Source organism: Cognatundibacterium oligocarboniphilum, from assembly GCF_013377855.1.
Classification (GTDB): Bacteria; Pseudomonadota; Gammaproteobacteria; order Burkholderiales; family Burkholderiaceae_D; genus Undibacterium; species Undibacterium oligocarboniphilum.
Genome location: NZ_JABXYJ010000001.1, coordinates 551,837 through 576,753, shown reverse-complemented (window position 1 = coordinate 576,753; position 24,917 = coordinate 551,837). Strand labels below are relative to the sequence as shown.

The following is a 24,917-nucleotide window of genomic DNA, read 5'->3' as shown; positions in this document are numbered from 1 at the left end:
CATCAGAAGCTGATGCAGCACTTGGCTACCCGAAACGGAGAGTAAAAAATGGCAATTATTGAAGTAAAAGTTCCTCAGCTGTCTGAATCTGTTGCAGAAGCGACTTTGCTGACCTGGCATAAAAAAGTCGGCGAGGCAGTAGCTCGTGACGAAAACCTGATTGACGTTGAGACAGATAAGGTTGTACTGGAATTGCCTGCACCGGATGCAGGTGTGATTACCCAGATTATCAAGGGTGACGGCAGCACAGTGGTTGCCGGTGAAGTGATTGCAATTCTGGATACAGCGGCGACAGCTGGTGCAGTTGCTGCAGCAGTTGCTTCCGCTCCGGCGGTCGCGGCTTCTGCTGATGCCAAGTATTCTGCTGGCGTGGCGATGCCTGCCGCAGCAAAAATTCTGGCAGAAAACGGTTTGTCCGCTGGTCAGGTGGATGGTTCCGGTAAAGATGGCCGCGTGACCAAAGGTGACGCATTGGCTGCCGTGGCTGGTAAAGCTGCACCAGCCGTAGCACCGCTGGCTGCGCCGGTCGCAGCGAAACCTGCTTTGCAGCAAGTTGCGGCACCAGCTATGGCCAGTTTGGGTGATCGCCCTGAAGAGCGTGTTCCTATGAGCCGTTTGCGTGCCCGTATCGCCGAACGCCTGGTGCAGTCTCAATCCACGAATGCCATTCTGACGACGTTTAACGAAGTCAACATGGCGCCGGTCATGGAGCTGCGCAACAAGTACAAGGATAAATTTGAAAAGGAACATGGCGTCAAGCTGGGCTTCATGTCTTTCTTCGTCAAGGCAGCAGTTGCAGCCCTGAAGAAATACCCGATCATCAATGCTTCCGTTGATGGTAATGACATCGTCTATCACGGTTACTTCGACATCGGTATCGCAGTTGGCTCACCACGTGGATTGGTGGTTCCTATCCTGCGTAATGCGGATCAGATGACGATCGCTGATATTGAAAAGAAAATCGTTGAATTTGGTGCTAAAGCCAAAGACGGTAAGCTGACACTCGAAGATCTGACTGGCGGTACTTTCTCGATTTCTAACGGCGGCACTTTCGGCTCCATGCTGTCTACGCCGATCATTAACCCACCGCAATCAGCGATTCTGGGTGTGCATGCGACGAAAGACCGTGCTGTGGTCGAGAATGGCCAGATCGTGATACGTCCTATGAACTACCTGGCGATGTCTTACGATCACCGTATCATCGACGGTCGCGAAGCTGTTCTCGGTCTGGTGGCGATGAAAGACGCGCTCGAAGATCCGGCCCGTCTCTTGCTGGATCTGTAATCAGCCATCATCATGAACATCGCTGACGAGATCAGGCGTCTGCACGAACTGCATCAGGCTGGCGCACTGACTGATGCAGAGTTCGCGCAAGCCAAGGCGAAGCTTCTGTCCGCAGAGGCAGAGGCTTCATCCACCCATAACGCTGCCTATTCAGGCCTGGATAGTTCGCTGGAACAATTAAATCGTTTTCGCCGTTCCACCACTGATTGCTGGCTCGGCGGAATTTGTGGCGGCCTGGGGAAATTCACAGGATTGGAATCCTGGATATGGCGCTTGCTGTTCGTTCTTTTTACTTGTTATTTCGGGGCGGGTCTGGTCATCTATGTGATGGCGTGGATTTTCGTACCGGAAGAGGAATAAGACAGAATAGACGTTTTGTCAGCTGATGTTCCCATCGCATCATCAGAATTAATCAGAAACAGGATAAGCTCATGAGCAAACAATTTGATGTCGTCGTGATCGGCGGCGGCCCTGGCGGCTATATCGCGGCGATCCGCGCTGCGCAACTCGGTTTTTCTACTGCATGTATTGATGCATGGACCAATGACAAAGGTGGTCCGGCACCGGGCGGCACTTGCACTAACGTCGGTTGCATTCCATCCAAAGCCTTGCTGCAATCGTCTGAACACTTCGAACACGCTGGTCATGCGTTTGCTGACCACGGTATTTCGGTATCTGGTCTTGGTATCGATGTGGCGAAAATGCTGGGCCGTAAAAATACCATTGTTAAACAAAATAATGACGGCATTCTTTTCCTCTTTAAAAAGAATAAAGTCACTTTCTTCCATGGTCACGGCTCTTTCGTCAAAGCGGATGCTGCTGGTTACGAAATCAAAGTCGCTGGTAAAACCGAAGAAACGATCACTGGCAAGCACATTATCGTAGCCACCGGTTCCAATGCGCGGGCATTGCCTGGTGCTCCGTTCGATGAGAAAGCCATTTTGTCCAACGAAGGCGCATTGAATATTGCTGAAACACCGAAAAAACTCGGCGTTATCGGTGCTGGCGTCATCGGTCTGGAAATGGGCAGCGTATGGCGTCGTCTTGGTGCTGAAGTCACCGTACTGGAAGCACTGCCGACTTTCCTCGGTGCAGTGGACGAACAAATTGCCAAAGAGGCGAAGAAGCTGTTCGATAAACAAGGTCTGAAAATCAATCTTGGCGTGAAGATCGGCGAGATCGTCAACAGTGGTAAAGACGTCACCGTCAATTACACAGATGATAAAGGTGCAGAACACAAGGCTGTTTTCGATAAACTGATCATTTCCATCGGCCGTACACCAAACACTAACGGTCTGAATGCCGGAGGTGTTGGCCTGACGCTGGACGAACGTGGTTTCATCGCTGTGGATGCCGATTGCAAAACCAATCTGCCTAACGTCTGGGCGGTTGGTGACGTCGTGCGCGGTCCTATGCTGGCACACAAGGCAGAAGAAGAGGGTGTTGCTGTTGCCGAGCGTATCGCCGGTCAGCATGGTCATGTTAACTTCAACACGATTCCGTGGGTGATCTACACTTCTCCGGAAATCGCATGGGTCGGTCGTACCGAGCAGCAATTGAAAGCGGATGGCGTTGCATATAAGGCGGGTACCTTCCCGTTCATGGCGAATGGCCGCGCACGTGCGCTGGGCGATACTTCCGGTATGGTGAAGTTCCTTGCTGATGCAAGTACTGATGAAATCCTCGGTGTGCATATTGTCGGCCCGATGGCTTCCGAGTTGATTTCTGAGGCGGTCGTGGCGATGGAATTCCGTGCTTCTTCGGAAGATATCGCCCGTATCTGCCATGCGCATCCTTCTTTGTCGGAAGCGACCAAAGAGGCGGCACTGGCAGTCGATAAACGTTCGCTGAATTTCTGAGCGACGCTCTGACCGATCAGGGATTCATGGACGGGTTAATACTCGTCCATTTTTTCTTGGGCAATGCCGGTGCTCCATAATGGAGATGGGTGCACAGACTGTTCCGGTGATCACCTTTTCCCAACCATGTTATCTGTGCTGGTTTTTTTAGCACAGGTGGCAGTGAGAAATACAAATGATGGATGTACAACAGTTTTATCAGGAGGCCCTGACCCAGCGCGGATTCAAGGCCGATGAGGCGCAAAAACGCGCTGTTGACCGCTTGCAACTCGCTTATGAGTCATGGGTTGCCTATAAAGGGAAGCGGGCGAATAAACTGACCAGATTGATTACCCGCCCCGAAGTGCCGCGTGGCGTCTATATGTGGGGCGGTGTTGGGCGAGGTAAATCTTTCCTGATGGATAGTTTTTATTCCGTCGTGCCGGTAGTAAGGAAAACCCGTTTGCATTTTCATGAGTTTATGCGCGGCGTTCACCGCCAGCTCGATGAACTTAAAGGTATGGCTGATCCGTTAGATGAAGTGGCGCGCCGCATCGCTAAAAAATACCGGCTGATCTGCTTCGACGAATTCCATGTCTCCGATGTGGCGGATGCGATGCTGTTGTATAACTTGCTGAAAGCTTTATTTGAAAATGGTGTGTCTTTTGTCATGACCTCCAATTATCAGCCCGATACTTTGTATCCGGAAGGTTTACATCGTGACCGTATGCTCCCCACGATCGCTCTCCTGAAAGAGAAGTTGGATGTTCTGAACGTGGATTCCGGTAATGATTATCGCAAGCGTGCGCTGGAGCAGGTACAGGTCTATCTGACGCCTTTGAGCGCGGAGACCGATAAGGCCTTGCGCGACACGTTTGCACGTGTGGCGGACACGAAGGATGAAGATCCGCATGTCGATATCGAAGGGCGAACTCTGAAGGCGTTACGTCGCGCCGGTGGCGTGATCTGGTTTGATTTCCATACTTTGTGTGGCGGACCGCGCTCGCAAAACGATTATCTGGAAATTACCAGCCGTTTTCACACCGTGATTTTGTCATCGGTACCGCGCATGTCTGCTGCCATGTCGTCAGAAGCCCGTCGCTTCACCTGGCTGATTGACGTTTTTTACGACAACAAGGTCAAACTGATCATGTCAGCGGAAGTGGCGCCGGAAGAATTGTATACTCAGGGTACTTTATCGAATGAATTCCACCGGACGGTTTCACGCATCATCGAGATGCAGTCCAGGGAATACATGGATGCCGATCAACGCCAGTTAGCCGATGCGATAGTCTGATGAAACTGAATTCCTTATTCATACGTGCTGTATGGTGCTGCGTTGCTGTTTATCCTGCACAGTGGTCGTATGCGGGAGAGCAGCCGGATGAGCTGAAAATCATTGCGGTTCAGGTACATGCGATGGACACACAATACCCCGTCAACAGCATTCATACCAACGAAGAAGCTGAAAGCATCGTCACGCAAAGTGAAGCTTTGCAGCAGCGTTTACAAAATTGGTATGTATCGGCTGAACGTCATTGCTATGATTTGTTTTTTGTAAATAATTGCCTGAAACAAATTAAAATCGACCGCCGGCAGTATTTGCCGACTCTGCAACGCATGGAAATCGAAGCGAAGGCCGTGCAGCGCCAGTTGCGGATCATTGCCCGCGATCAGGAGCTGGCACAGAAACAGACGAAATAAATCGCCCAAATTCACTATGATTTAAAAAAAGGGGGAGTATCTCCGGATTTCAGCCTTATTCCTTGAATAATGCTGGTTTTTTTTGGATACTCCCCCTTAGTATGTGGATGGATTTCTTCGGGTAAATCATCTGCCCAGTTTGCTCAGAGTGCTGCCAGACGATGTAATGCCTCGTGTAAAGTGGCGTCCTGCTTGGCAAAACAGAAGCGCACAATTCTCGACTCTTTTCCTTGTTGATAAAAAGCGGAAACCGGAATCGCCGCAACGCCGGCCTCAGTGGTCAGCCAGCGCGCAAAGTCCAGTTCCGACAGGGAGGAAATCGCACTGTAATCAACACTTTGGAAATAGGTTCCGGCGCATGGCAATAAGCGGAAACGAGTCTTTTGCAGACCTTGCCGGAATAAATCCCGTTTTTTCTGATAAAAACCAGACAGTTCCAGATAAGGAGCCGGATTTTGCATGTAATGCGTCAGTCCGGCCTGCATCGGAGTATTGACGGTAAAGACGTTGAACTGATGCACTTTGCGGAATTCCGCCATCAAAGCTGCCGGAGCAGCCACATAACCGACTTTCCAGCCTGTTACATGATAAGTTTTTCCAAAACTGGAAATAATATAGCTGCGCGCAGCCAGTTCCGGATAGCATGCCAGCGATTCATGACGCATACCGTCGAAAACCATGTGTTCGTACACTTCGTCAGAGGCAATCAGTAACCTGGTGCCGCGCACAATCTCGCAGAGTGCGCTGATATCTGCCGCTGTCATGACAAAGCCGGTCGGGTTGTGCGGTGAATTCAGCATCAGCAGACGGGTTTTGTCACTGATTTTGGCTTTAATCTGCTCCCAGGGAATGCTATAACCTTGCTCTCCCAGTTCCATACTGACCAGTACCGGAACGCCGCCTGCCAGACGGATCGAGGGAATGTAGCTGTCATAAGCCGGTTCAATCACAATGACTTCATCACCTGGATGGACACAGGCCAGCAGCGTGGTCAGGATGGCCTGGGTTGCTCCGGCTGTCACCGTGATTTCGGTGGCAGGGTCGTAGCGCTGGCCATACAGGCTGACGATCTTATCGCTGATCTGTTGTCGGAAAGCAGGCAACCCCGGCATAGGCGGATACTGGTTCAGACCTTCCTGCATGGCGCGCGTGACTGCTGCCGGCAAGGCCGGATCGCAGTCAAAATCGGGAAATCCCTGCCCCAGATTAACGGCTTTTTTCTCTACTGCCAATGCAGACATGACTGAGAAAATTGTGGTGCCGACTTCTGGTAATTTGGAAGAAGGAAGAAAGCTGACAGTCATAGTGGGTGCAGATTTATGTTCAGGCTGTGGTATCAGGGAGAACACTCCGGTGCAGGCACCGGAGTCGCCAGAAATGCTTATTTGGTACCGAACAGGCGATCACCCGCATCACCCAGACCGGGCACGATATAGCCGTGTTCATTCAGGCATTGGTCGATAGAAGCGGTAACGATCGGGACATCAGGATGGGCTTTCTGCATGACCTTGATGCCCTCTGGTGCTGCCAGCAGGCAGACAAACTTGATGCTTTTGGCGCCACCGCGTTTCAGGCGTTCGATCGCCGCCGCTGCAGAATTACCGGTTGCCAGCATCGGATCAACCACAATCACCAGACGCTCGGCAATGTCTTCAGGGACTTTGTAATAGTATTCGACAGGTTCCAGTGTTTCCGGGTTGCGGTACAGACCGATATGACCGACACGCGCATTGGGCAGCAGATCGAGCATGCCATCCAGAATACCGTTGCCGGCGCGCAATACAGAAATGACGCACAGTTTTTTGCCACTGATGGTCGGTGCGTCAATAGTCTGGATCGGCGTTTCAATCCGGGTAAATTCAATCGGTAAATCCCGCGTGACTTCATAAGCCAGCATCTGACTGATTTCCCGCAATAAACGCCGGAAATTATCTGTCGGCGTATCTTTGCTTCGCATCAGCGACAGTTTGTGCTGTATCAGCGGGTGTTTAATTTCAGTAACTAATTCGTTCAAGATCTTTCTCCGGCATATTGATGTGACCCGTATTTTACGTCCCTCAGGCGAGGATTGGGATGCCTGCTGATTCCGGAATGCAGAAATAAGGGGGTTTTCTGCCTTTGCTCGCAGGATTGTTTGATTTTCCTTCATCGATAATTCAGGTTAGGAAGTTCCGGAAGCGCCAGGCCAGTGTCTTCGGAGAACGACTCTCAAATTCAGGAGCAGGATATGGACAGTCATCAGTCAATGTTAAATCAGTTTTCTTTAGGGGGACTCACGCTGGACAGGGGTGTCGATCCTAAAGAAGATTACTCGTCCTCGTCTGATGTGCTGGAGTCGAATTCCCGTATCGATGTTAAAGGTATCCGCGAAGCGATCGCCCGGGTGGAAGCCGAAGCCAGGGCAACTGTCGCTTCAGAAACCCGCTTGAAAGCAGAAGCCCAGGCCAGAGCACTGGCTGAATCCCGCGCTCAGGCAGAAGCGGAAGCTGCCGAGCTGGCACAGAAAAAACTGGCATTGGAGCAAGATGCTGCCAACAGCATGCAGGCCCGTTTGCTGGCTGAAAAACAATCCCAGGCAGCCGCAGCCGCTCGAATCGCTGCCAATGAACAGGAAGCTCGCAATCTGCAGGAAAGGGCGCAGATGGAAAATCGGGCAAAAGAACAGTCAGAGTTGCGTCAGAAACTGGAGCAGGAAGCAAAAGCCCGCGCTGAAATGCAATGGAAGGCAGAATCAGACATTGCAGCCCGTGCTCAGGCCGAGGTTAAGCAACTGAGTCAACAGACGGAAACTGCTCGCAACTGGGCAGCAGAGCGTTTTGCTGCATCCGAGGGAGCGCGGCAGCAGGCCGTGGAGCGTGCCCGCGCTGACGCCCGCATCGCCGAACTGGCACGGGAACGCGAGAAACGCGAACGAGAGGCTCGTGAAACGGCGGAAATGCTGGCGAAAGTCCGTCACGAAACCTTACAGACTGCAAAAGAGCGGGAGCAGGCAGAAGCAATGGCACTTGAACTTGCCATTAATCGTGCGCCGGTTGAGGCGCGTGCCAAAGAAGATGCCTTGGCACGGGTTGCGATTGAACAGGAACAGGAAGCGATTGCTCAGGCGCGCATGGAGTCGGAACGCCGCGCAGCAGAGGCAATACAGTTGCGTTTGCAGGCCGAACAGGAGCTGCAGGTCGCTGCTGCAAAACGGGAACAGGCTGAAAAAGTCGCTACAGCAACAGCGCAGGCTCGTAAAGAAGCCGAAGAAAAAATCCGTGAAGCGACTGAGTCCCGTATCCGTGCCGAACGTGAGCTGCAGACGACGGCGATGAGTCGTATCGAAAGTGAGCAGCAGGCAGATGTTCAGGCACGAGTCCGTTTGCAGGCAGAAGCGGATGCGGCAGAAGAAGCTCGTCAGCGACGCATCGCAGAACAGGAAGCAACCGAAATAGCACGGCAGCGTGCTGTGGAAGAACAGCGCGCGGCCGCGCTGGCAAAAGAACGTTCCGAAATGGAACGTATTGCCGTACAGGCGGCACGTGAGCAGGCTGATGCAGAGCAGCAGGCATTGAGCGCTGGTGCTTTTCAGGCAGAGTTGCTGAAGCGTGCCAATGCTGCTGCGGAACTGAAGGTTAAAAAAGCACAGGAATTGCTGCGGGCTGAAAAAATGCGTGCCGAAGCTGAACAGAACGCAGTCCGAGCGCTCGAATTGAAATGCCAGGCGGAGCGCCAGCATGCCGAAGAGGTGGAGGCTCGCGCAAAGGCAGATCAGGAATATGCAGAATTGCTGCGAATGAAAGAAGCCGCCGAACGTGCAGCCAGAATTGCGCAGGAAACAGAATGTGCAGCTGAGAAAATTGCCCTGAAATCCGCGATTGAGCAAGCCGGTCTGCAGCAGAAAATGGCAGAGGCAACTGTCAAGAAAAGCCAGGATGTGAGTCAGTTATTGCGCGTTCAACAGCAACTGGCTGAGGATGAAGCAAAAACCATCGAACTGCTGGATGAAAAACTGGAACTGGAACGTCGTCGTGCAGAAAAAGTTCAGCTGGCGTTGAAAGCTGCTGAGGAAAAACTCGCTTTGGAACAAGCTGCCCAGAAGGAAGCTGAAGCCAGATTTCAGGCAGAAGAACAAATGAAAGCGCTTGCAGCTGCCAAAGAGTATGCCGAACGTGAACTGCGTCTGGCGCAGGAAGAAAAAGCAGCCGCAGAGCGTCAGGCATTGCAGCAAGCTCAATTGCAGAAGGACATGCAGCGTAAAGCTGCTGCACTGGCAGCACTGAAAGAAAAACAGGCATCTGAAATCGCAAAAGCTGAGCAGGTCAGGGCAGAGGCGGAAAAACAGGCAGCCCTCGCAGCGCAGGAAAAACTGGAAGCAGAAAAAGCGACTGCCGAGCAGGTGATTGCACGCGCACATGCAGACCGCCAGCATATGCAGATGCTGGAAAGCCGTCGTCAACAGGAGGCCGAAGTCCGTGCATCGCGCATGGCGTTGATACAGGCCGAACAGTTACGCCTGCAAAAAGTACAGGAGCATGCTGAATTGCAAAAGCAGGCTGCCAGTACAGCACAGATCAAAGTGACAGAAGCTGAAGAGTTGGGAAAAGTGTTGCGGCAGCGGGCCGAATCTGAAAAACGGGCACTGGCATTGGTTCAGCAAAAGCTGGAAGCGGAAAAGCAACTGACTGCTGAACTGCAGGCAAAAGCAGAAGCAGAACAGATGGAGCGTGATCAGCACTTGCAACGTGTGCAGGCTGAACAACTGCTGCGCACAGCTATTGAAGTACGTCTGGCGGAAGAGCAGAAACTGGCAGAACAACAAAAAATGCAGGCAGCGGCAGAGCAACAGGCGGCGCAGGCGGCGGCAGAGAGGGTCAGGGCCGCAACTCAGCTGACGCGTCTGGAACAGGAGAAGGTGCAGGCACAACAGCAGGCGGCGGCGGCGCTGGCACAGCAGGCAGAACTTCAGGAGCAGAAAGTAAAGGCCGATAAACTGGCCGCGGCGGCAGCAGCGGAATTACTCGCTGCCGAGCAGTCAGCCTGCGCTGCAGCGCAATCCAAAGCCATTGCCGAACAAGAACAGGCAAAGCTGGCCGCAGCACGTGCGCGTGCTGAAAAAGAAGCTGAAGCGTTGATGCAGGCCAGGCTGGAGGCAGAAAAAACTTTACATGCACAGGCAGAAAATTATGCTGCCAGCCAGCATAAAGCGCATCAGCTGGTAGTAGAAAAAAATCGGAAAATTGCCGAATTAGATCGCGTGCTACAACAGCGTTCCGCCGAAGAAGCCCAGTTGCTGGTGAGTACAGAAGCAAGATTGGAGGCTGAAAAAAATGCACAGGAACATTTGCAGAGCCGTTTAGTCAGTGAGCAGCAGGCAAGCGAGTTTGCAGAGGCGAATGCGCGTGCGCAGCAGATTGTCCGTCTCGCTGCCGAAGCAACGCTGGCCGCCGAAGAAGCACTGCATCAGGAACTAGCGGCCCATGCAGATGCGGCAAAACTGATGGAGACCCTGAGTATCCAGCGTCTGGAACAAGAGCAGCAGCTGGTTGTGGCGCAACAGGCGCGTATTCAGGCCGAGCAGGAATTAATGGCCGTGCTGACCGCGAAGCAGCAGGCGGAGCAGGCAGCGAAGGATGAGGCGGCTGCACGCATCCAGGCTGAACAGGAACAACTATTCTTGTTGCAGCAACGTGCGGCTGCAGAATCAGAGGCGAAACAGATCGCCGACCATCTGAATGCTGCTGAAAAGCAATGGCTGGCGCAGGCTGCGGAAGAAGCATTCATTAAGAGGGAAGCTGCCGCTGCGCTGGAACAGAAAACCGGTTTGCTGAAGGAATCTGTCCGTCTTGAACAGGAACGCCTGGAAACCGAGCAGCAGCTGAGTCAGGAGCTCAAGGCAAAACTGGCGGCAGAACAAACTTTGGAACTGGCTGCCCGGCAACGGCTGGAAGATGAGCAAAAATCGGCAGCATTGGCTATTTTGCGGGCAGAGGAAGAGCAGCGGGCGCAACAGGCTGCCGCACAGCAGGCTGAGATTGAGCAGGCATTGTTTGCCAAATCAGCCGAACATGCAGAAGCCCAAAAAATCGCCATGCAGGCAGCGGCAGATAAATTGCAGGAAGCTGAGGCGCTGGCGATGATGGAAAGCCGCCGTGCGGCGCTGGAACTGGAAGCGCTGAGTCTGCTGCGTCGGAAAGCAGTTGCTGAACAGCAGGCGCTTAGTGCGGCAGAACAACATCGGCTGGCTGAACGGGAATATCTGCAGGCAGCGGAATTACGTGCCCAGGCAGAGCAAAATGCCAGCGTTGCCATGCAAAAGAAAACTGCGGCAGAAAAAGAAGCGGCAGAACTGGCTGCATTGCAGGCGGCGACCCAGCAGGAAGCGGCGATCGCTGCACAGGCGCAGGCAGATGAAATGCTGACCGCACAAAGGCTGGAGGCACAAAATATTGAGCTGACTCAGCACCATATTGCGGCGCTGCAGTTGCAGCAACAGCAAGAGCAACAGGCCATAGAGATGAAGCAGCAGGCGTTGCTGGCAATTGATCAAAAAATGGAGGCGGAAGCATTGATTTTGCAGGCGTCCCGCGAACGCTTGCAGGCAGAACAGGCACTGGCAGCGCAGAGTGTTGCGCGTGCCCGACAAGAGCAAGAGGCCAGCGCACTGGAACAGCAAAAGCTGGCTCTGGAGCAGGAATTGTCCGCTGCACAGGAAGCGCGTGCAGAACAGGCAAAAATCGCGATTGCTGAACTACAAAACCGTTTGGCGATAGAACAGGAACAAACGACGCTTGAGACACAGCGGATCGCAGCAGAGCAAGCCCTGGCTAAAGACCTGGCTGCGCGTCTTCAGCTTGAGCAGTCTCTGCTGGAAGAGTTGCAGCGAAAAGAAGAAGCTGAAGCAGGATTTGCGGATCAGCTTTTGAAGCAACGGGCTGAAATTTTCGCCAGCCAACAGGCGCTGGAGCAGGCTCAGCAGACTGTATTGCGTATGTCTGCTGAAGAACAGGTTCAGCAGGAATCGAATGCCCGGTTGCAGCAACAGATTGAGCAACTTGCAGAACGCCAGTTGCAGCACAAGGCAGATGCAGATGAATTGAAAAAGAAACTGGAATCACAGGAAAGCGCGATCCAGTCTGAGACGGAGCAATTGCAGCAGCAGTTGGATGCGGAACACCGGGAAGCCGGAATCCTGGCTCAGGCATTGATGGCAAAACTGCGCAGCAATCAGTCCGACAGTGAATCCTGGCGTTTGCAGGCTCAGCAAATGCTGGCGATCGCACCAGTTGACGTTCCTGCTGAATTGGCGTCAGCGTCAATGGAAGAAGTCAAAGCGGCTGAGAAATTCCGTTTCCGTCTGCGTCCATCTGTGCTGGCAGGGCTGGTACTGTGCGCCGGAGCATCCGGTGCCATCGGGTGGACTCATGTGTCGGTTCATCTTCCGTTTGCCAGCGCAGTAGCCGCAACAGCGCCAGCGGTAACTGTTCATGCACCTGCGACATTGCCTGTCAGAGCCAGTGTCGGAGCGCCTGCATTGCAGATGAGTTATCAGTTGACGCAGATTGCACCTGGGGACAAGCGTCAGCCAGCTGTCCAGCCGCAACAGGCAGTTAAAGCAGAAACGGCACAGGATGCGGATAGAAAGACACGGTTACAGCTGGCGATGAATAACAGCAGATAAGTCGTCGCATCTGAACAAGTTCAGGCGAGTTGCTGATAGAAAAAATCCCGGCACTGACCGGGATTTCTATTTGGTTTTCATTTCAGGAAAGATCATGACTGCGACAAATCCTTTGCGTTCATGATTGTAGATTCTTAATCTGCCGCGGTGACGGCGAATAATACGGTCGACAATGGCCAGGCCCAGACCGGAACCATTGGCCTGACTCCTGGAGGCATCCGCCCGGGTGAATGGTTTCAGCAGGCGATTCAGGTCATCGCTCGGAGCGCCGTCGCCATAATCACGGAAGCTGATCAATACACCCTGTTTTTTTCCGCGGTTTTTGTGGCTGCACTGGATTTCCACCACGGTATTGAGTTTGTCCGGATTTTTTCCGTAGCGACATGCATTTTCAATCAGGTTACTGAACAGACGCCGTAGTTCCGTTGCATTTCCGGCCACGTATTGCTCTGGTGCGATCGAAGTACGGATATGCAGATAATTAACCCGTGCATATTCATGAATCACCTGCTGTAATAATTCACTGACATTGATCGGATCAAAGCGCAGGCTTTCGATCGGCTTGGCATAGTCCAGGAACTGATTAATGATGGCATCCATCTGGGACAGATCAGACTGCATGCCTTCCCGGGCGGACTCATCCAGATTTGCCAGTTCTACTTCGAGCTGCATGCGAGCGAGCGGGGTGCGCAAGTCGTGGGAAATCCCTGCGAGAATGATGGTACGGTCCGTGTCTATGCGTGCCAGATCTTCCACCATCTGATTAAAACTGGCGTTGGTTTCTCGAATTTCTTTGGGACCACGTTCTGGCAACGCTGGCGGCTCTTTGCCCTGAGCCAGAAGACGGGCAGCATTGCTGAGTCGCGACAATGGTTCGTTGATAAATTTGGAAATGGCTGCAGCGCCCAGCAAGGTGATCAGCAGAGTTGATGTGATCCAGCTGATGACGGGAAGTGTGCTGGGCGGATCCAGCTTGTCCTCATCGAGTTGCAGCCAGTAGGCATCCCCTTCAATGTCAATACTGATCCAGAATGCCTCAATACCATTAACGTTGCGGGCGAAGCGGGTTTCTTTACCCAACCTGGATTTTAGGAGATCACTGAATTCCGCCAAAAAAGCGCTTGAATCCAGCGCTTCCACCACATCGCTGTCTTTTAAGGTATAGATTCGTATACCTTGATTATGGGCGAATTCAAGCAGCAGTTCTTTACGTTTTTCGGGAGCAGCATGGGTTAATGCTGCGCGGGTGATATTGGCAATAGATACGATCTGCGAGGTCAGCTGTTCTGCGCGCGGCGTGCGTTCCAGGGTTCTGAAACTGATAAACCATATCGTCATGCTCGACATGACCAGCATGGCAAGTAAAAAGAACGTGCGCCAGAAGAGGCCGCTGCGCAGCCATTCAAGACTGTTCAGATAAGAGCGCATACGGAAATCCGGAAGGCTTATTCTTTCGCTCCGTCAGGAATGAAAACATAACCTAAACCCCAGACGGTCTGGATATAGAGGGGATTTGACGGATCCGGTTCAATCAGTTTTCTTAATCGTGAAATCTGAACATCCAGACTGCGGTCAAAAACCTCATACTCCCGGCCTCTGGCAAGTTCCATCAGTTTTTCGCGGGACAGCGGCTGACGTGCATGGCGTGCAAAAACTTTAAGAACGGAAAATTCACCGGTTGTCAGGGAAATTGTTTCGTTTTTCTTTTTCAGCGTACGGGTTCCCAGATCGAGCACGAAGTCGCCAAATGAAAATGTCTGCGGTCCGTCGGATGGCGCACCCGGTAATTCGTCCGGCACTTTTCTGCGTAATACGGCATTGATGCGGGCAACCAGTTCACGTGGATTAAACGGTTTGGGCAGGTAGTCGTCTGCCCCCATTTCAAGGCCGATAATCCGGTCAACTTCCTCGCCTTTTGCCGTGAGCATGATGATCGGCGTGCGGTCTCCGGCACCCCGCAGGCGGCGGCAAATAGCGAGACCGTCTTCACCGGGTAGCATCAGATCAAGCACCAGCATGTCGTAACGTTCACGCATCCAGAACTTATTCATGGTTTGTGCATTTTCTGCACCAACAACATAAAAACCTTGTTCGGTCAGATAGCGTCGCAGCAGCTCACGCAGCCGTAAATCGTCATCAACGACCAGAATTTTTGCCTTAGGCGGGCTGCTGGGAGCAGCAGTGGTATCAGTGTTTGATTGGAGAGTGTTCATAATATTGATGGTACTGGCATCGTTGCAGCTTGGAAACCTGTTAAAGGCTTGACTTACAAAGTGTTACACACTTTACTCAAGGGGAAAATTAACTTCTGACGAGCTCCATTACACTGAGCAGGCTTATCCGCTGCTATTGTCCTTCGGCGGAGACTCATCATCCTTGAATTTAAAACGAGAGCGGAAATGCTTCAAGCGGCAATGCTCTTTCTCAGATAATACTATCAATTTTTGATCGCCTTAATGAACAATACTGCTGTCAAGGTCTTCGCCGCTGGCATCATTCTGTTATGTCAGATAAATGCGATTGCTGGTGATGGTGTATTCCGGATAGCCAGTTTCTGGCCAAATGCCCTATCTCAGGGGAAAAATGGGCATTCCGATCCCCAGAAAAGAGCCGTAGTGCGCGACCCGCATCTGTCCAGACCAGCCGGTTTTGCCAAAAAGGATGAAATTGATAAACAGTGTCATCAAGGAGATGCTGCCACGATGCCTGGTTGTTCCCGATTGCAGGAAGTGAAGAAAAATAAACTGAATCCGGACGAGCGTCGCGCAATGCGACAGCAGATTCAGGACATGGAGCGTGAAATTCAGTCTGGGAAAAAATAATGCACGGTGTGATGAGGTCGCTGAATAGCATCAGCGACGGTGTTGTTTCATAATTTTCTGCTGTTCGCGCTGCCAGTCCCGTTCTTTTTCCGCATCTCGCTTGTCGTGCTGCTTTTTGCCTTTTGCCAATCCGATCTGGCATTTGACCCTGCCTTTGCTGAAATGCATATTCAGCGGCACCATCGTATAGCCTGAACGTTCAACTTTTCCGATCAGCTTACTGATTTCAGCGGCGTGCAATAACAGTTTCCGGGTACGGACGGAATCCGGGTGAATGTGGGTTGACGCGGTTGGTAATGCGCCGATGTGCGCGCCAAACAGATAAATTTCCCCGTTACGAACGATGACATAGGCTTCTTTCAGTTGCAGACGTCCGGCACGGATTGCCTTGACTTCCCAGCCTTCCAATACAATGCCGGCTTCGAATTGTTCTTCGATAAAGTAATCGTGAAATGCTTTTTTGTTATCGGCGATGCTCATTTATGAGGGGATGTAGATTGGTCGATCAGTCTCGAAATTGGTAAAGGTAATTTCGGTCTGACAATGACTCGGTTAAAATGCGGACTTGGAATTTTACCAAATGGTTTATCTCAATGGCAGTTGTGCATAAGACAGTTTTTATCGGATACAGCGCAGCGCAGATGTTCGCGCTGGTTGACCGGGTGGAGGATTATCCTCTTTTTTTGCCTTGGTGCGGGGATGTGACTGTGGCGGAACGTTCGGAAAATCATCTGACGGCAACACTGAACATTAATTATCACGGTATCAAACAAAGCTTTACAACCCGTAATGTGAACCAGGCACCGCATTCAATGCAGATGCATCTGGTCGAGGGACCGTTCAGGCATCTGAGTGGCAACTGGAAATTTACAGAGTTACGCGCGGATGCATGCAAAATTGAATTCGATCTGAATTACGAGTTTTCCAGCAAATTACTTGAGCACTTAATTGGGCCTGTCTTCAGCAAAATTGCCAATAGCTTTGTGGATTCTTTTTGCGCACGTGCGGAGACAACTTATGCCTGAAATTGCAGTGCAGGTTTGTTATGCCTCTGTAGAAGGTATTTGTATGCTGAATGTTCGTCTGCCGGCAGGCACCACTGTTTATGATGCGATACAGGAGAGTGGTGTAGTCCGGACTTTTCCTGAAATTGATATCAGCATATTGAAAGTTGGTGTTTTCGGGAAATTAAAAGAGTTATCGACCGTTTTGCATGAGGGGGACAGGGTGGAAATTTATCGCCCTTTGTTAGCCGACCCGATGGAAGCCCGGCGTCGGCGTGCCAGAAAGCATCGTCAGGAAAAAATCTGATTACTCAAAGGTATATTTATTTGCAATCAGAGAGTGCTTTTTTAATATCAGCAACTTCTTTTTCCCGCTGACTATCTGTCAGGTAACTGCGCTCCCCGTTTTTATCGGCCGTGGTGACGCGCACACCGGAGTCCAGTATTTTCTGATAATTTTTTGCACGCTCGCAATTATTGGCTTTGTCTGCATTGGCCTGCTGTTCGTCGGTTGCTTTTTTATCTTTGATTGCCTGCTCTGCGCGACGTTTATTGAAATCCTGATTTTTTTCCGCTGTGGTCATTGGTTTTGCGGGTGCGGAGGCAGCATCCTGTGCGTTGCTGCTGTCAGTTTCTGTTTTTGAAATCGGTGTACCCCCTTTGATGATGCGGTTCTTAGGGACGGATACCGGCGGGGGAGTATCTGAAAATTGTTTGTTTCCTTTTTCATCAACCCACACATATTGGGCATTGGCTGCAGGGCAGGCGAGCATTCCAAGCATGATCAGTGCGGCGATCCGGTAAGTGAGCATATAAGTTCTCGAAAGAAAATGAATAAATAAGAGTTTTACATGCAGAGAGACGAGTTCGCAAGTTTTCTGTATAATTCGCTTTTGCGCCTATAGGAAATACTATGCGTTTACTTCAAAAAGCACTCACGTTCGATGACGTGCTGCTCGTCCCAGCGTATTCGAATATTCTCCCAAAAGACACCTCCCTCGCGACGAAGCTGACGCGAAATATCCATCTGAGCATACCTCTGGTATCTGCCGCCATGGATACCGTGACCGAAGCACGACTGGCTATTGCTATGGCACAGGAAGGCGGGATCGGCATTATCCACAAAAATCTGACTGCCAAGGAGCAGGCTCGCGAAGTCGCGAAGGTCAAACGTTTTGAGTCTGGTGTGCTGCGTGATCCGATCACGATTCCACCGAGCATGAAAATCCGTGAAGTGATCGCTTTGTCGCAGCAGTATGGCATCAGTGGTTTTCCGGTTGTGGAAGGCAAAACCGTGGTTGGTATTATCACTAACCGTGATCTGCGCTTTGAGGAAGAGCTGGATGCGGAAGCCCGCGCCAAGATGACACCACGTGAAAAGCTGGTTTGTGTGAATGAAACGGCTGATCTGGCAGAAGCTAAGCGTCTGATGAATAAACACCGTCTTGAGCGCGTGCTGGTGGTCAATGATGCGTTTGAATTACGTGGTCTGATTACTGTGAAAGACATCCAGAAATCAACCGAGCATCCTTTTGCATCTAAAGATGATCAGGGAAAGCTGCGCGTCGGCGCAGCCGTCGGCGTTGGTCCTGACAATGAAGAACGCATTGATTTGCTGGCAAAAGCTGGCGTAGATGTGATTGTGGTCGATACTGCACACGGCCATTCTAAAGGCGTGCTGGATCGTGTCCGTTGGGTAAAAGATAATTATCCGCACATCGAAGTCATCGGCGGAAATATCGCAACAGCCGCAGCAGCGTTGGCCTTGGTTGAGCACGGTGCGGATGCGGTGAAAGTCGGTATCGGCCCTGGCTCGATCTGTACCACGCGCATTGTTGCCGGCGTCGGCGTGCCGCAGATTTCTGCCATTGCCAATGTCGCGAATGCCCTCAAGGGCACAGGCGTACCATGTATCGCAGACGGCGGTGTGCGTTTTTCCGGCGATGTGTCCAAAGCGCTGGCAGCCGGCGCATCGACTGTCATGATGGGCAGCATGTTTGCCGGTACCGAAGAGGCACCGGGCGAAGTGATTCTTTTCCAGGGTCGCAGCTATAAATCTTATCGTGGTATGGGCAGCCTGGGTGCGATGGCGGACGGCTCTGCTGACCGTTATTTCCAGGATTCTGCGAATAATGCCGATAAACTGGTTCCCGAAGGTATTGAGGGACGTGTGCCTTATAAAGGCAGTGTTCTGGCAATCCTGTATCAACTGGTTGGCGGTGTCAGGTCTTCGATGGGGTATTGCGGTTGTGCATCGATTGATGATTTACATACCAAGGCTGAATTTGTAGAAATCACTTCTGCCGGTATGCGTGAATCTCACGTACATGATGTTCAGATCACGAAGGAAGCACCTAATTACCGGGCTGACTGATTCTTAAACAATTTGTCCGGAGCGCTTTATGCCCATGAGTATGGCGGATTTGGGATCAACAACATTGCAGGCCAATTCTGGTTTTGATCGGATTCTGGCAGAGAAAATGGAAACCAAAGTCGCCCGCTTTGAGCGTCTGGGCATCAAGTTGTTTTCTGTCGCAAATTGTTTTCTGACTTTTGGTTCAGTGACTGGACGTTCGGGGTTGAGTGAACACTCGATCACGGAAATGGAGGCCGTATTTTCCGATGAGCATCCTCTGACGGATACATTTGTTGTCATTCCCGACTTGCTGGCCGATCCACGCGATGGCACACATAAACACGTCACCGGAGCACCTTTTATCCGGTTTTACGCTTCGTTTCCCATTCTGGGGCAGGATGGTTCGTTGCTTGGATGTTTTCGCTTGCTGGACTACCAACCACGAACGCTGGACGAAGAGCAGCATTTGTTACTGTCTGATCTGGCGACAGCGATAGAGCATGAGCTGGCGCTGAATGTGATTTGTCATAACCAGCTTGAACTGGTGAAGCAAAATCGCCGCCTGAAACGGGATTCTCTGATTGACCCATTGCTGGGAACCTGGAATAAGGTTGCGATTGTCAGATCGCTCGGTATTGAGATGGAGCGTTGCGTCAGATCGGATAAACCCTTGTCGCTGCTGTATTTGCTGCCGGATCAGATGGCTGGAATGCGGCAGCAGCACGGACAGATCACATCAGATCAGTTGTTGGTGCGGATGGTGAGCCGGGTACGTTCCTGTATACGACCATTTGATGCCTTGGGGCGCTTCGGTAATGATCAGTTACTGGTTGTTTTACCCGGTGCGTCCCGCTTGGTAGCCACGGCAGTGGCTGAACGGATACGTTTGTCGATCATGACGCATCCGGAGAAGGTTGAGAGTGAAGAAACTGCTGTCACAGTTTGTATCGGCGTGGTTTCTTCGGATATTTTCCCGGACGTCGATCCGGAAACATTAATCAGCTTAGCTGAAAAAGCCCTGCTTTCTGCAAAGAATGCGGGAAACAATACTGTTGTTCAGGCAATGCCCGGCCAACCTGACATGATGATTTGATTTATGCATTCAAAAATTCTAATCCTAGATTTCGGCTCCCAGGTCACTCAACTGATCGCCCGTCGCGTGCGCGATGCAGGAGTTTTTTCCGAAGTTCATCCTTACGACATCAGCGATGAATTTATCCGCAATTACGGCGCTGCCGGTATCATTTTGTCGGGTGGTCCGAGCAGTGTGACTGAGGGCGATACTCCGCGTGCGCCGATGGCGGTATTCGAAGCAGGTATACCGGTGCTGGGTATTTGTTACGGTATGCAAACCATGGCAGAGCAGCTTGGCGGTAAAGTGGAAAACGGACTGGTGCGTGAGTTTGGTTACGCCGAAGTCCGTGCCCATAGCCATACAGCTTTATTGAATGGTATCAATGACTTTGTGACGCCGGAAGGTCATGGCATGCTGAAGGTCTGGATGAGTCATGGTGATAAAGTCAATGAGATGCCGCCCGGCTTTAAACTGATGGCATCTACAGACAATTGTCCAATTGCCGCGATGGCTGACGAAGAGCGCCGTTTCTACGCCGTCCAGTTCCATCCGGAAGTCACGCATACGCTGCAGGGCGAAGCAATTATCGGCCGTTTTGTGCATGAAATCTGTGGCTGCAAGTCGGACTGGAATATGCCGGATTACATCGCAGAAGCTGTTGCCGCAATTCGTGCGCAGGTTGGTAGCGACGAAGTCATTCTTGGTTTGTCCGGTGGTGTCGATAGCAGCGTTGCTGCGGCGCTGATCCATCGTGCGATCGGAGATCAACTGACTTGCGTGTTTGTCGATCACGGCTTGCTGCGGCTCAACGAAGGCAAGATGGTGATGGATATGTTCGCCAAAAATCTTGGCGTCAAAGTCATTCATGTTGATGCGACTGCTCAATTCATGGGGCATTTGGCCGGAGTTACTGAGCCTGAAACCAAACGCAAGATCATTGGCCGTGAATTCGTTGAGGTGTTCCAGGCAGAATCAGCGAAATTAAGCAACGCTAAATGGTTGGCGCAAGGCACGATTTATCCCGACGTGATCGAAAGTGCGGGCAAAGGGAAAAAAGGTTCGCATACGATCAAGAGTCATCACAATGTCGGCGGCTTACCAGATACGCTGAACCTGAAATTACTGGAACCTTTGCGCGAATTGTTCAAAGATGAAGTGCGTAAACTCGGCGTTGCTTTAGGTCTGCCACACGGTATGGTGTATCGCCATCCGTTCCCGGGGCCGGGTCTTGGTGTGCGTATTCTCGGCGAAGTGAAAAGGGAATTTGCTGATCTGTTGCGTAAAGCCGATACGATTTTCATTGAGGAATTACGGGCTAATTTCGTTGATCCGCACGCCGAAAAACCAGTCAGCTGGTACGACGCAACAAGTCAGGCATTCGCGGTTTTCCTGCCGGTGAAATCGGTGGGTGTGATGGGCGATGGTCGTACTTATGATTACGTCGTGGCATTGCGCGCAGTGCAGACGCAGGATTTCATGACCGCACACTGGGCACATTTGCCACATGAGTTGTTGGGCAAGGTTTCCAACCGGATTATTAATGAAGTACGTGGCATCAACCGCGTGGTTTACGATATCTCCGGCAAACCACCGGCAACGATAGAATGGGAATGATCCCGCGTCTGGCATCAGCAGGCAGCTGATGGCACTAAAACACCCGTAAGCCCGCGTCACTGCGGGCTTTTTTGCTTTTTGGTCTGGCATTGGCTGGCATCTTCAAGCACCGGCAAGTACGCTTTTCTTACGGTATGGCGGGTGACGCTATCTGTTTCAATATCATGAGCAACACCAGATACCATGCCATGATCTTTATGGCTGTGCATGGCATTGAAAGTTCTTAACTTATTGATTTGTAAGTGGAAAAATCTTTTTTTTCTCACTAATTTTGATCATGGTATTTTGAGCCTGGATAGGACGAATGCCATGCTGACTGATACCAAACTGCGCAACATCAGGCCGCAGGACAAGCTCTACAAAGTCAACGACCGCGACGGCCTCTATGTGGCCGTCACACCGGCCGGAGCGATCTCGTTCCGCTACAACTACTCGATTAACTGCAGGCAGGAAGTCATCACCTTCGGTCGCTATGGTATCGGGGGTAGATCTGTCAATTTAGCAGGCTTGAATACGAGGAGTTTGAGCGCGGTTCAGCCCTCGAAAACAGGTAGTACAGGCATGCGGTTTTCTCCAGAATGAGTTGGGCATGGGAAAATTCGATAGATCCGAAAACTGCTACCATGGCAGTGGCGGCCTGCAACAGAGTGCAGCGTTAAGGATCAGTGCGCTCTGTCATAATAAAATTCCTGTTTTGAAAGAGCTTCAATGGTGCAGCCAGGGATACAGAGCCAACCCGATCAGGGCAGCGCCCGCCACAATGAAGGGTTCTTGCAGCTTCTTATATTTCCACAAAATGACAATCGTGACGAGCGCCATCAAGGCCGTCGGAATGTCCATGATGGAGCGTTTGGCAATGACGATAACTGACCCTGTGATGGCGCCCACAGCTGCCGCCGTCACGCCGTCCACGAAGGCGACGATGGCCGGTAGCTTTCCGTATTTCTTGAAATACGGGGCCGGGATGATGGTGAACAGATAGCATGGCAAAAAGGTGCCGAGCGCCGCCACGCAAGCACCGGGAAAGTCTGCGACCAGGTAACCGATAAAGCCCACCGTTATGACCACCGGGCCAGGGGTGATCATAGCTACGGCAACGGCATCTACGAATTGCTTTTCATTCAGCCAATGGTGTTCCGTCACCACCCCGCCGTAAAGGAATGGAACGATGGCCAGGCCTGAACCAAAAACGAAGGCGCCAGCCTTGGCGAAGAACACACCGATTTGCATTAGCAAGGACCAGTCAAGCGAGGCCAGGAGTCCGCTTGTTTGTGCGAGATCAATCGACGTGACGGCTGCCAGGCCATCACCGCCCCAGCGTTTGGGTGGCGCACGCCATAGCCAGTTTGCCACCCCGGCAACCAGAAATAACCAGGCGATTTCAGATTCGGTGATGACGGTCGCGGCAGCCAACACCAGGAAGATTGTCCACAGCAGTTTGTCCTTCCCCACGCTTTTAATAGTCAGCTTGTGAGCACTGATCGCAATGATGCCAATGACTGTAGCGCCAACGCCGTAGAACACGGACTGCATCCAGGTCAATCCGCCAAAGCGGCTGTAGGCCCAACCGAGAGCTACCACCATGAAAAAAGAAGGTAATACAAAAGCCAATCCCACCAGTGTTGCGCCCATAGTGCGGTAATGCACGTAGCCGAGGTAAATCGCCGTCTGTGCGGCCATCGGGCCGGGGGCAAGTTGCGCTAATGCCAGACCCTCTTTGTAGTCCGCCTCGGTAATCCAGCCGCGTTGTTCCACCAGATCGCGTCGCATGTAACCGACCAAGGCAACCGGGCCACCGAAGCCCAGTGTTCCCAAGCGCAAGAAATACAAAATGAGTTGCCACAAGGTGTAGGGTGGTTTTACGGCCAATGCGGATGTTTCGCCTTCTGACTTGGTTACGTCAATCATGTTTGGGTTTCCGTTTGTGGTTCTGTATCTAACTGGAAGGTGGTCAGCAGCCCGTCAAATACAGTACTGGCGGTGGCCAATAGCTGATCGTCATGGGTAATAGCTTCTCGCAGGCCTGCAAGAACGCTTTCAATCCCTGTTGCTTCGGGGGGCTGTAAACCGCCTATGTCGAGGTAATGTACGAGTGCCCCCATCCGAGTGAGTGCGGCTTGTTCTAGTCCAAAGCTCGCTACGAGCACTTCAAAGGTGACACGGGCGCCGACATGACTGAACGTCGCACCGTCAAAGTCGAAACCGAGAGCATCAGCGGGACAATTGCTGGGAGTGTCTAGCCACAGTAAGCTTGCTTGTGGGTCGATGAAGCGTCGAATCAGCCATGCACTGGCGAGGCGGTCAACCCATGGGCGGCAGCGCGTAGCCCATGTTCGGCCTTGGTAGTCACCGATGAACAATCGGGAAAGCGCTCCTTCGATCGCCTGCGGTTCATCAGGTGCCAGCGTGCGTGCGCAAGCCAGTTCAAGTTCCTGCAGGGCAGCGCCGACCTGACGTTGTGCTTCGCCAGGGAAAAAATCGATTTCTATGAGGTTGCCAAATGTCTTGCGGAGCTTTCGTGTTTGCTTGAGCGTATCTTGTACCGTGTCTGTAGACATGGTATCGCGAGCTTTTGTGATATCGATCAGCAGTGTTGCGTAGTCCTCGCTGCGGTCAAACAGATCAATGAAATATGAGTCGGCTGGCTCCTCTATACGCAACACCAAAGCCGTGCCGCCGCCATCTCTAACGTCCGTCGCAAGTCTATTCAATGTGGTGCGGCAGGTCTCTCGCTCGGGCATCAAATAGACGCCGTCGCGCAACACGGCAGCACCGGATGCCTTAAGTACCCGCCACGCACGCATGCGCACAGTGGCGTTTTCCGTGGGGAGGCTGGTGATGAGGGATAGCCAATTATTCATGAAATTAACTCTACAATAATGTAGAGTTAATTTCAAATTTATTTTTAAAAATCACTTCACCCAAAGCGTGTTACTAGCAGTCGCCGGCAGGCGACGTGGTGTGGAACTCGTGCAGTGCCACCATATCTGCACGATTTCACAAAATTGGCTAAGTCACTGCCACGTATGTACTTACGGATTTTCTTGGTTGCCTTCGCATGGGTGCCGTGATTTTCATTGCATGTTCAGGAATTTTTTTCTGAGTTCGAGCCAATCGAAATTTGGTCTATCTTTGCTGATGAATGCGGGGATATCCTGTCTGGTAACCTAGGGGCATGACAAGTGGCAAGCAGATCTTAAGTCCTTGATTTCACAAGATTTTTGCTATTATGTTTTTGAGTTGCCTGATATGGTTTCGGAACGATGTCGTGATCAGAATTCGATAGGTGAGGCAAGGAGGATCCGATTGTATTCGGGGTGACGGGAAAACGCAGGCAGTAACGATTATGTGATACAGGTGATGTATTTAAATCTCCCTTGAAATGGTTGGTGATTTGCATAACGTATTGATTTGTAATATAATTTTCTGTTTACCTCGTTGTTTTGCAGGTTGAGTTTTCAGCGGATGCCTCAACTCCGGTAAAGTAAGTTACAAATGGATTGAAATGGATTGGGAATTGTTCAAAACGAATCAATGAATGATCACGGTATTTTTTTGTG

Annotated in this window: 21 protein-coding genes and 1 pseudogene; 13 read left to right on the top strand and 9 right to left on the bottom strand. The window is 51.6% G+C overall.

The window, feature by feature from the left end:
* Window positions 1-48 precede the first annotated feature (48 nt).
* From odhB to HV832_RS02705, 5 genes are all read left to right on the top strand, one after another.
* Entirely contained in the window at window positions 49-1,284 is a 1,236-nt protein-coding gene (odhB, locus tag HV832_RS02725) for a 2-oxoglutarate dehydrogenase complex dihydrolipoyllysine-residue succinyltransferase (RefSeq protein WP_176801987.1), read from the top strand.
* Window positions 1,285-1,296: 12 nt separating this feature from the next.
* Window positions 1,297-1,644, top strand: coding sequence for a PspC domain-containing protein (locus HV832_RS02720; protein ID WP_176801986.1), 348 nt, complete (start codon window positions 1,297-1,299; stop codon window positions 1,642-1,644).
* A gap of 71 nt (window positions 1,645-1,715) precedes the next feature.
* On the top strand, window positions 1,716-3,143 hold the full coding sequence (gene lpdA / locus HV832_RS02715) for a dihydrolipoyl dehydrogenase (protein ID WP_176801985.1): 1,428 nt from the start codon (window positions 1,716-1,718) through the stop codon (window positions 3,141-3,143).
* A gap of 178 nt (window positions 3,144-3,321) precedes the next feature.
* Entirely contained in the window at window positions 3,322-4,419 is a 1,098-nt protein-coding gene (gene zapE, locus HV832_RS02710) for a cell division protein ZapE (protein ID WP_176802107.1), read from the top strand.
* Window positions 4,419-4,826 (top strand): hypothetical protein, encoded by a 408-nt coding sequence (locus HV832_RS02705; protein WP_176801984.1) that lies wholly within the window; start codon window positions 4,419-4,421, stop codon window positions 4,824-4,826. Before zapE ends, HV832_RS02705 begins: the two co-directional genes overlap by 1 nt.
* A 143-nt stretch (window positions 4,827-4,969) precedes the next feature.
* Here HV832_RS02705 and HV832_RS02700 read toward each other — a convergent pair whose 3' ends face one another.
* Both HV832_RS02700 and upp read right to left on the bottom strand, forming a co-directional pair.
* Window positions 4,970-6,130, bottom strand: coding sequence for a pyridoxal phosphate-dependent aminotransferase (locus HV832_RS02700; RefSeq protein ID WP_176801983.1), 1,161 nt, complete (start codon window positions 6,128-6,130; stop codon window positions 4,970-4,972).
* A 77-nt stretch (window positions 6,131-6,207) separates the two neighbouring features.
* Complete coding sequence (upp, locus tag HV832_RS02695; RefSeq protein ID WP_223827117.1) at window positions 6,208-6,840, bottom strand: uracil phosphoribosyltransferase; 633 nt, start codon at window positions 6,838-6,840, stop codon at window positions 6,208-6,210.
* Window positions 6,841-7,053: 213 nt separating this feature from the next.
* Here upp and HV832_RS02690 point away from each other — a divergent pair, with 213 nt between their 5' ends.
* Complete coding sequence (locus HV832_RS02690; protein ID WP_176801981.1) at window positions 7,054-12,486, top strand: hypothetical protein; 5,433 nt, start codon at window positions 7,054-7,056, stop codon at window positions 12,484-12,486.
* A gap of 66 nt (window positions 12,487-12,552) precedes the next feature.
* On the opposite strand, the gene HV832_RS02685 is transcribed toward HV832_RS02690, so the two are convergent.
* A complete protein-coding gene (locus HV832_RS02685; protein WP_176801980.1) occupies window positions 12,553-13,914 on the bottom strand; it encodes an ATP-binding protein in 1,362 nt (453 codons plus the stop codon).
* 17 nt (window positions 13,915-13,931) lie between these two features.
* Window positions 13,932-14,699 (bottom strand): osmolarity response regulator transcription factor OmpR, encoded by a 768-nt coding sequence (gene ompR / locus HV832_RS02680; protein WP_176801979.1) that lies wholly within the window; start codon window positions 14,697-14,699, stop codon window positions 13,932-13,934.
* Between the two features lie 243 nt (window positions 14,700-14,942).
* Between ompR and HV832_RS02675 the strand changes: the two genes are divergently transcribed.
* Complete coding sequence (locus HV832_RS02675) at window positions 14,943-15,308, top strand: hypothetical protein (protein ID WP_176801978.1); 366 nt, start codon at window positions 14,943-14,945, stop codon at window positions 15,306-15,308.
* A gap of 30 nt (window positions 15,309-15,338) precedes the next feature.
* Here the strand turns inward: HV832_RS02675 and smpB are convergent, their stop codons facing one another.
* Window positions 15,339-15,788, bottom strand: coding sequence for an SsrA-binding protein SmpB (smpB, locus tag HV832_RS02670; RefSeq protein ID WP_176801977.1), 450 nt, complete (start codon window positions 15,786-15,788; stop codon window positions 15,339-15,341).
* A gap of 113 nt (window positions 15,789-15,901) precedes the next feature.
* Here smpB and HV832_RS02665 point away from each other — a divergent pair, with 113 nt between their 5' ends.
* Window positions 15,902-16,333, top strand: coding sequence for a type II toxin-antitoxin system RatA family toxin (locus tag HV832_RS02665; RefSeq protein ID WP_176801976.1), 432 nt, complete (start codon window positions 15,902-15,904; stop codon window positions 16,331-16,333).
* Window positions 16,326-16,619 carry an RnfH family protein gene (locus HV832_RS02660; protein ID WP_176801975.1) on the top strand — a complete coding sequence of 98 codons (294 nt, stop codon included), beginning with the start codon at window positions 16,326-16,328 and terminating at the stop codon, window positions 16,617-16,619. The genes HV832_RS02665 and HV832_RS02660 overlap by 8 nt, the downstream gene beginning before the upstream one ends.
* Before the next feature lie 16 nt (window positions 16,620-16,635).
* Here HV832_RS02660 and HV832_RS02655 read toward each other — a convergent pair whose 3' ends face one another.
* Window positions 16,636-17,124 carry a DUF4124 domain-containing protein gene (locus HV832_RS02655; RefSeq protein WP_176801974.1) on the bottom strand — a complete coding sequence of 163 codons (489 nt, stop codon included), beginning with the start codon at window positions 17,122-17,124 and terminating at the stop codon, window positions 16,636-16,638.
* 101 nt (window positions 17,125-17,225) lie between these two features.
* Between HV832_RS02655 and guaB the strand changes: the two genes are divergently transcribed.
* From guaB to guaA, 3 genes are read left to right on the top strand one after another with little or no spacing between them, the layout of a single operon-like run.
* Window positions 17,226-18,686, top strand: coding sequence for an IMP dehydrogenase (gene guaB, locus HV832_RS02650; RefSeq protein WP_176801973.1), 1,461 nt, complete (start codon window positions 17,226-17,228; stop codon window positions 18,684-18,686).
* 28 nt (window positions 18,687-18,714) lie between these two features.
* Window positions 18,715-19,761: a GGDEF domain-containing protein gene (locus HV832_RS02645; RefSeq protein ID WP_176801972.1), complete on the top strand. Its 1,047-nt coding sequence runs from the start codon at window positions 18,715-18,717 to the stop codon at window positions 19,759-19,761.
* A 3-nt stretch (window positions 19,762-19,764) separates the two neighbouring features.
* Window positions 19,765-21,357 carry a glutamine-hydrolyzing GMP synthase gene (guaA, locus tag HV832_RS02640; protein ID WP_176801971.1) on the top strand — a complete coding sequence of 531 codons (1,593 nt, stop codon included), beginning with the start codon at window positions 19,765-19,767 and terminating at the stop codon, window positions 21,355-21,357.
* 56 nt (window positions 21,358-21,413) lie between these two features.
* Here guaA and HV832_RS02635 read toward each other — a convergent pair whose 3' ends face one another.
* Entirely contained in the window at window positions 21,414-21,566 is a 153-nt protein-coding gene (locus HV832_RS02635) for a hypothetical protein (protein WP_176801970.1), read from the bottom strand.
* Between the two features lie 100 nt (window positions 21,567-21,666).
* Here HV832_RS02635 and HV832_RS17150 point away from each other — a divergent pair.
* A pseudogene (locus HV832_RS17150) lies at window positions 21,667-21,843 on the top strand (Arm DNA-binding domain-containing protein); the annotation flags it as partial.
* Between the two features lie 219 nt (window positions 21,844-22,062).
* Here HV832_RS17150 and HV832_RS02625 read toward each other — a convergent pair.
* A complete protein-coding gene (locus tag HV832_RS02625; protein ID WP_176801969.1) occupies window positions 22,063-23,265 on the bottom strand; it encodes a chromate transporter in 1,203 nt (400 codons plus the stop codon).
* Window positions 23,262-24,218 carry a chromate resistance protein ChrB domain-containing protein gene (locus tag HV832_RS02620; protein ID WP_176801968.1) on the bottom strand — a complete coding sequence of 319 codons (957 nt, stop codon included), beginning with the start codon at window positions 24,216-24,218 and terminating at the stop codon, window positions 23,262-23,264. Before HV832_RS02620 ends, HV832_RS02625 begins: the two co-directional genes overlap by 4 nt.
* Window positions 24,219-24,917 lie beyond the last annotated feature (699 nt).

What these genes read in the sequence shown, in the direction of transcription:
- odhB (WP_176801987.1), top strand. Translation starts at nt 49, where the DNA reads ATGGCAATTATTGAAGTAAAAGTTCCTCAGCTGTCTGAATCTGTTGCA.
- HV832_RS02720 (WP_176801986.1), top strand. Translation starts at nt 1,297, where the DNA reads ATGAACATCGCTGACGAGATCAGGCGTCTGCACGAACTGCATCAGGCT.
- lpdA (WP_176801985.1), top strand. Translation starts at nt 1,716, where the DNA reads ATGAGCAAACAATTTGATGTCGTCGTGATCGGCGGCGGCCCTGGCGGC.
- zapE (WP_176802107.1), top strand. Translation starts at nt 3,322, where the DNA reads ATGGATGTACAACAGTTTTATCAGGAGGCCCTGACCCAGCGCGGATTC.
- HV832_RS02705 (WP_176801984.1), top strand. Translation starts at nt 4,419, where the DNA reads ATGAAACTGAATTCCTTATTCATACGTGCTGTATGGTGCTGCGTTGCT.
- HV832_RS02700 (WP_176801983.1), bottom strand. Translation starts at nt 6,130, where the DNA reads ATGACTGTCAGCTTTCTTCCTTCTTCCAAATTACCAGAAGTCGGCACC.
- HV832_RS02690 (WP_176801981.1), top strand. Translation starts at nt 7,054, where the DNA reads ATGGACAGTCATCAGTCAATGTTAAATCAGTTTTCTTTAGGGGGACTC.
- HV832_RS02685 (WP_176801980.1), bottom strand. Translation starts at nt 13,914, where the DNA reads ATGCGCTCTTATCTGAACAGTCTTGAATGGCTGCGCAGCGGCCTCTTC.
- ompR (WP_176801979.1), bottom strand. Translation starts at nt 14,699, where the DNA reads ATGAACACTCTCCAATCAAACACTGATACCACTGCTGCTCCCAGCAGC.
- HV832_RS02675 (WP_176801978.1), top strand. Translation starts at nt 14,943, where the DNA reads ATGAACAATACTGCTGTCAAGGTCTTCGCCGCTGGCATCATTCTGTTA.
- smpB (WP_176801977.1), bottom strand. Translation starts at nt 15,788, where the DNA reads ATGAGCATCGCCGATAACAAAAAAGCATTTCACGATTACTTTATCGAA.
- HV832_RS02665 (WP_176801976.1), top strand. Translation starts at nt 15,902, where the DNA reads ATGGCAGTTGTGCATAAGACAGTTTTTATCGGATACAGCGCAGCGCAG.
- HV832_RS02660 (WP_176801975.1), top strand. Translation starts at nt 16,326, where the DNA reads ATGCCTGAAATTGCAGTGCAGGTTTGTTATGCCTCTGTAGAAGGTATT.
- HV832_RS02655 (WP_176801974.1), bottom strand. Translation starts at nt 17,124, where the DNA reads ATGCTCACTTACCGGATCGCCGCACTGATCATGCTTGGAATGCTCGCC.
- guaB (WP_176801973.1), top strand. Translation starts at nt 17,226, where the DNA reads ATGCGTTTACTTCAAAAAGCACTCACGTTCGATGACGTGCTGCTCGTC.
- HV832_RS02645 (WP_176801972.1), top strand. Translation starts at nt 18,715, where the DNA reads ATGCCCATGAGTATGGCGGATTTGGGATCAACAACATTGCAGGCCAAT.
- guaA (WP_176801971.1), top strand. Translation starts at nt 19,765, where the DNA reads ATGCATTCAAAAATTCTAATCCTAGATTTCGGCTCCCAGGTCACTCAA.
- HV832_RS02635 (WP_176801970.1), bottom strand. Translation starts at nt 21,566, where the DNA reads ATGCACAGCCATAAAGATCATGGCATGGTATCTGGTGTTGCTCATGAT.
- HV832_RS02625 (WP_176801969.1), bottom strand. Translation starts at nt 23,265, where the DNA reads ATGATTGACGTAACCAAGTCAGAAGGCGAAACATCCGCATTGGCCGTA.
- HV832_RS02620 (WP_176801968.1), bottom strand. Translation starts at nt 24,218, where the DNA reads ATGAATAATTGGCTATCCCTCATCACCAGCCTCCCCACGGAAAACGCC.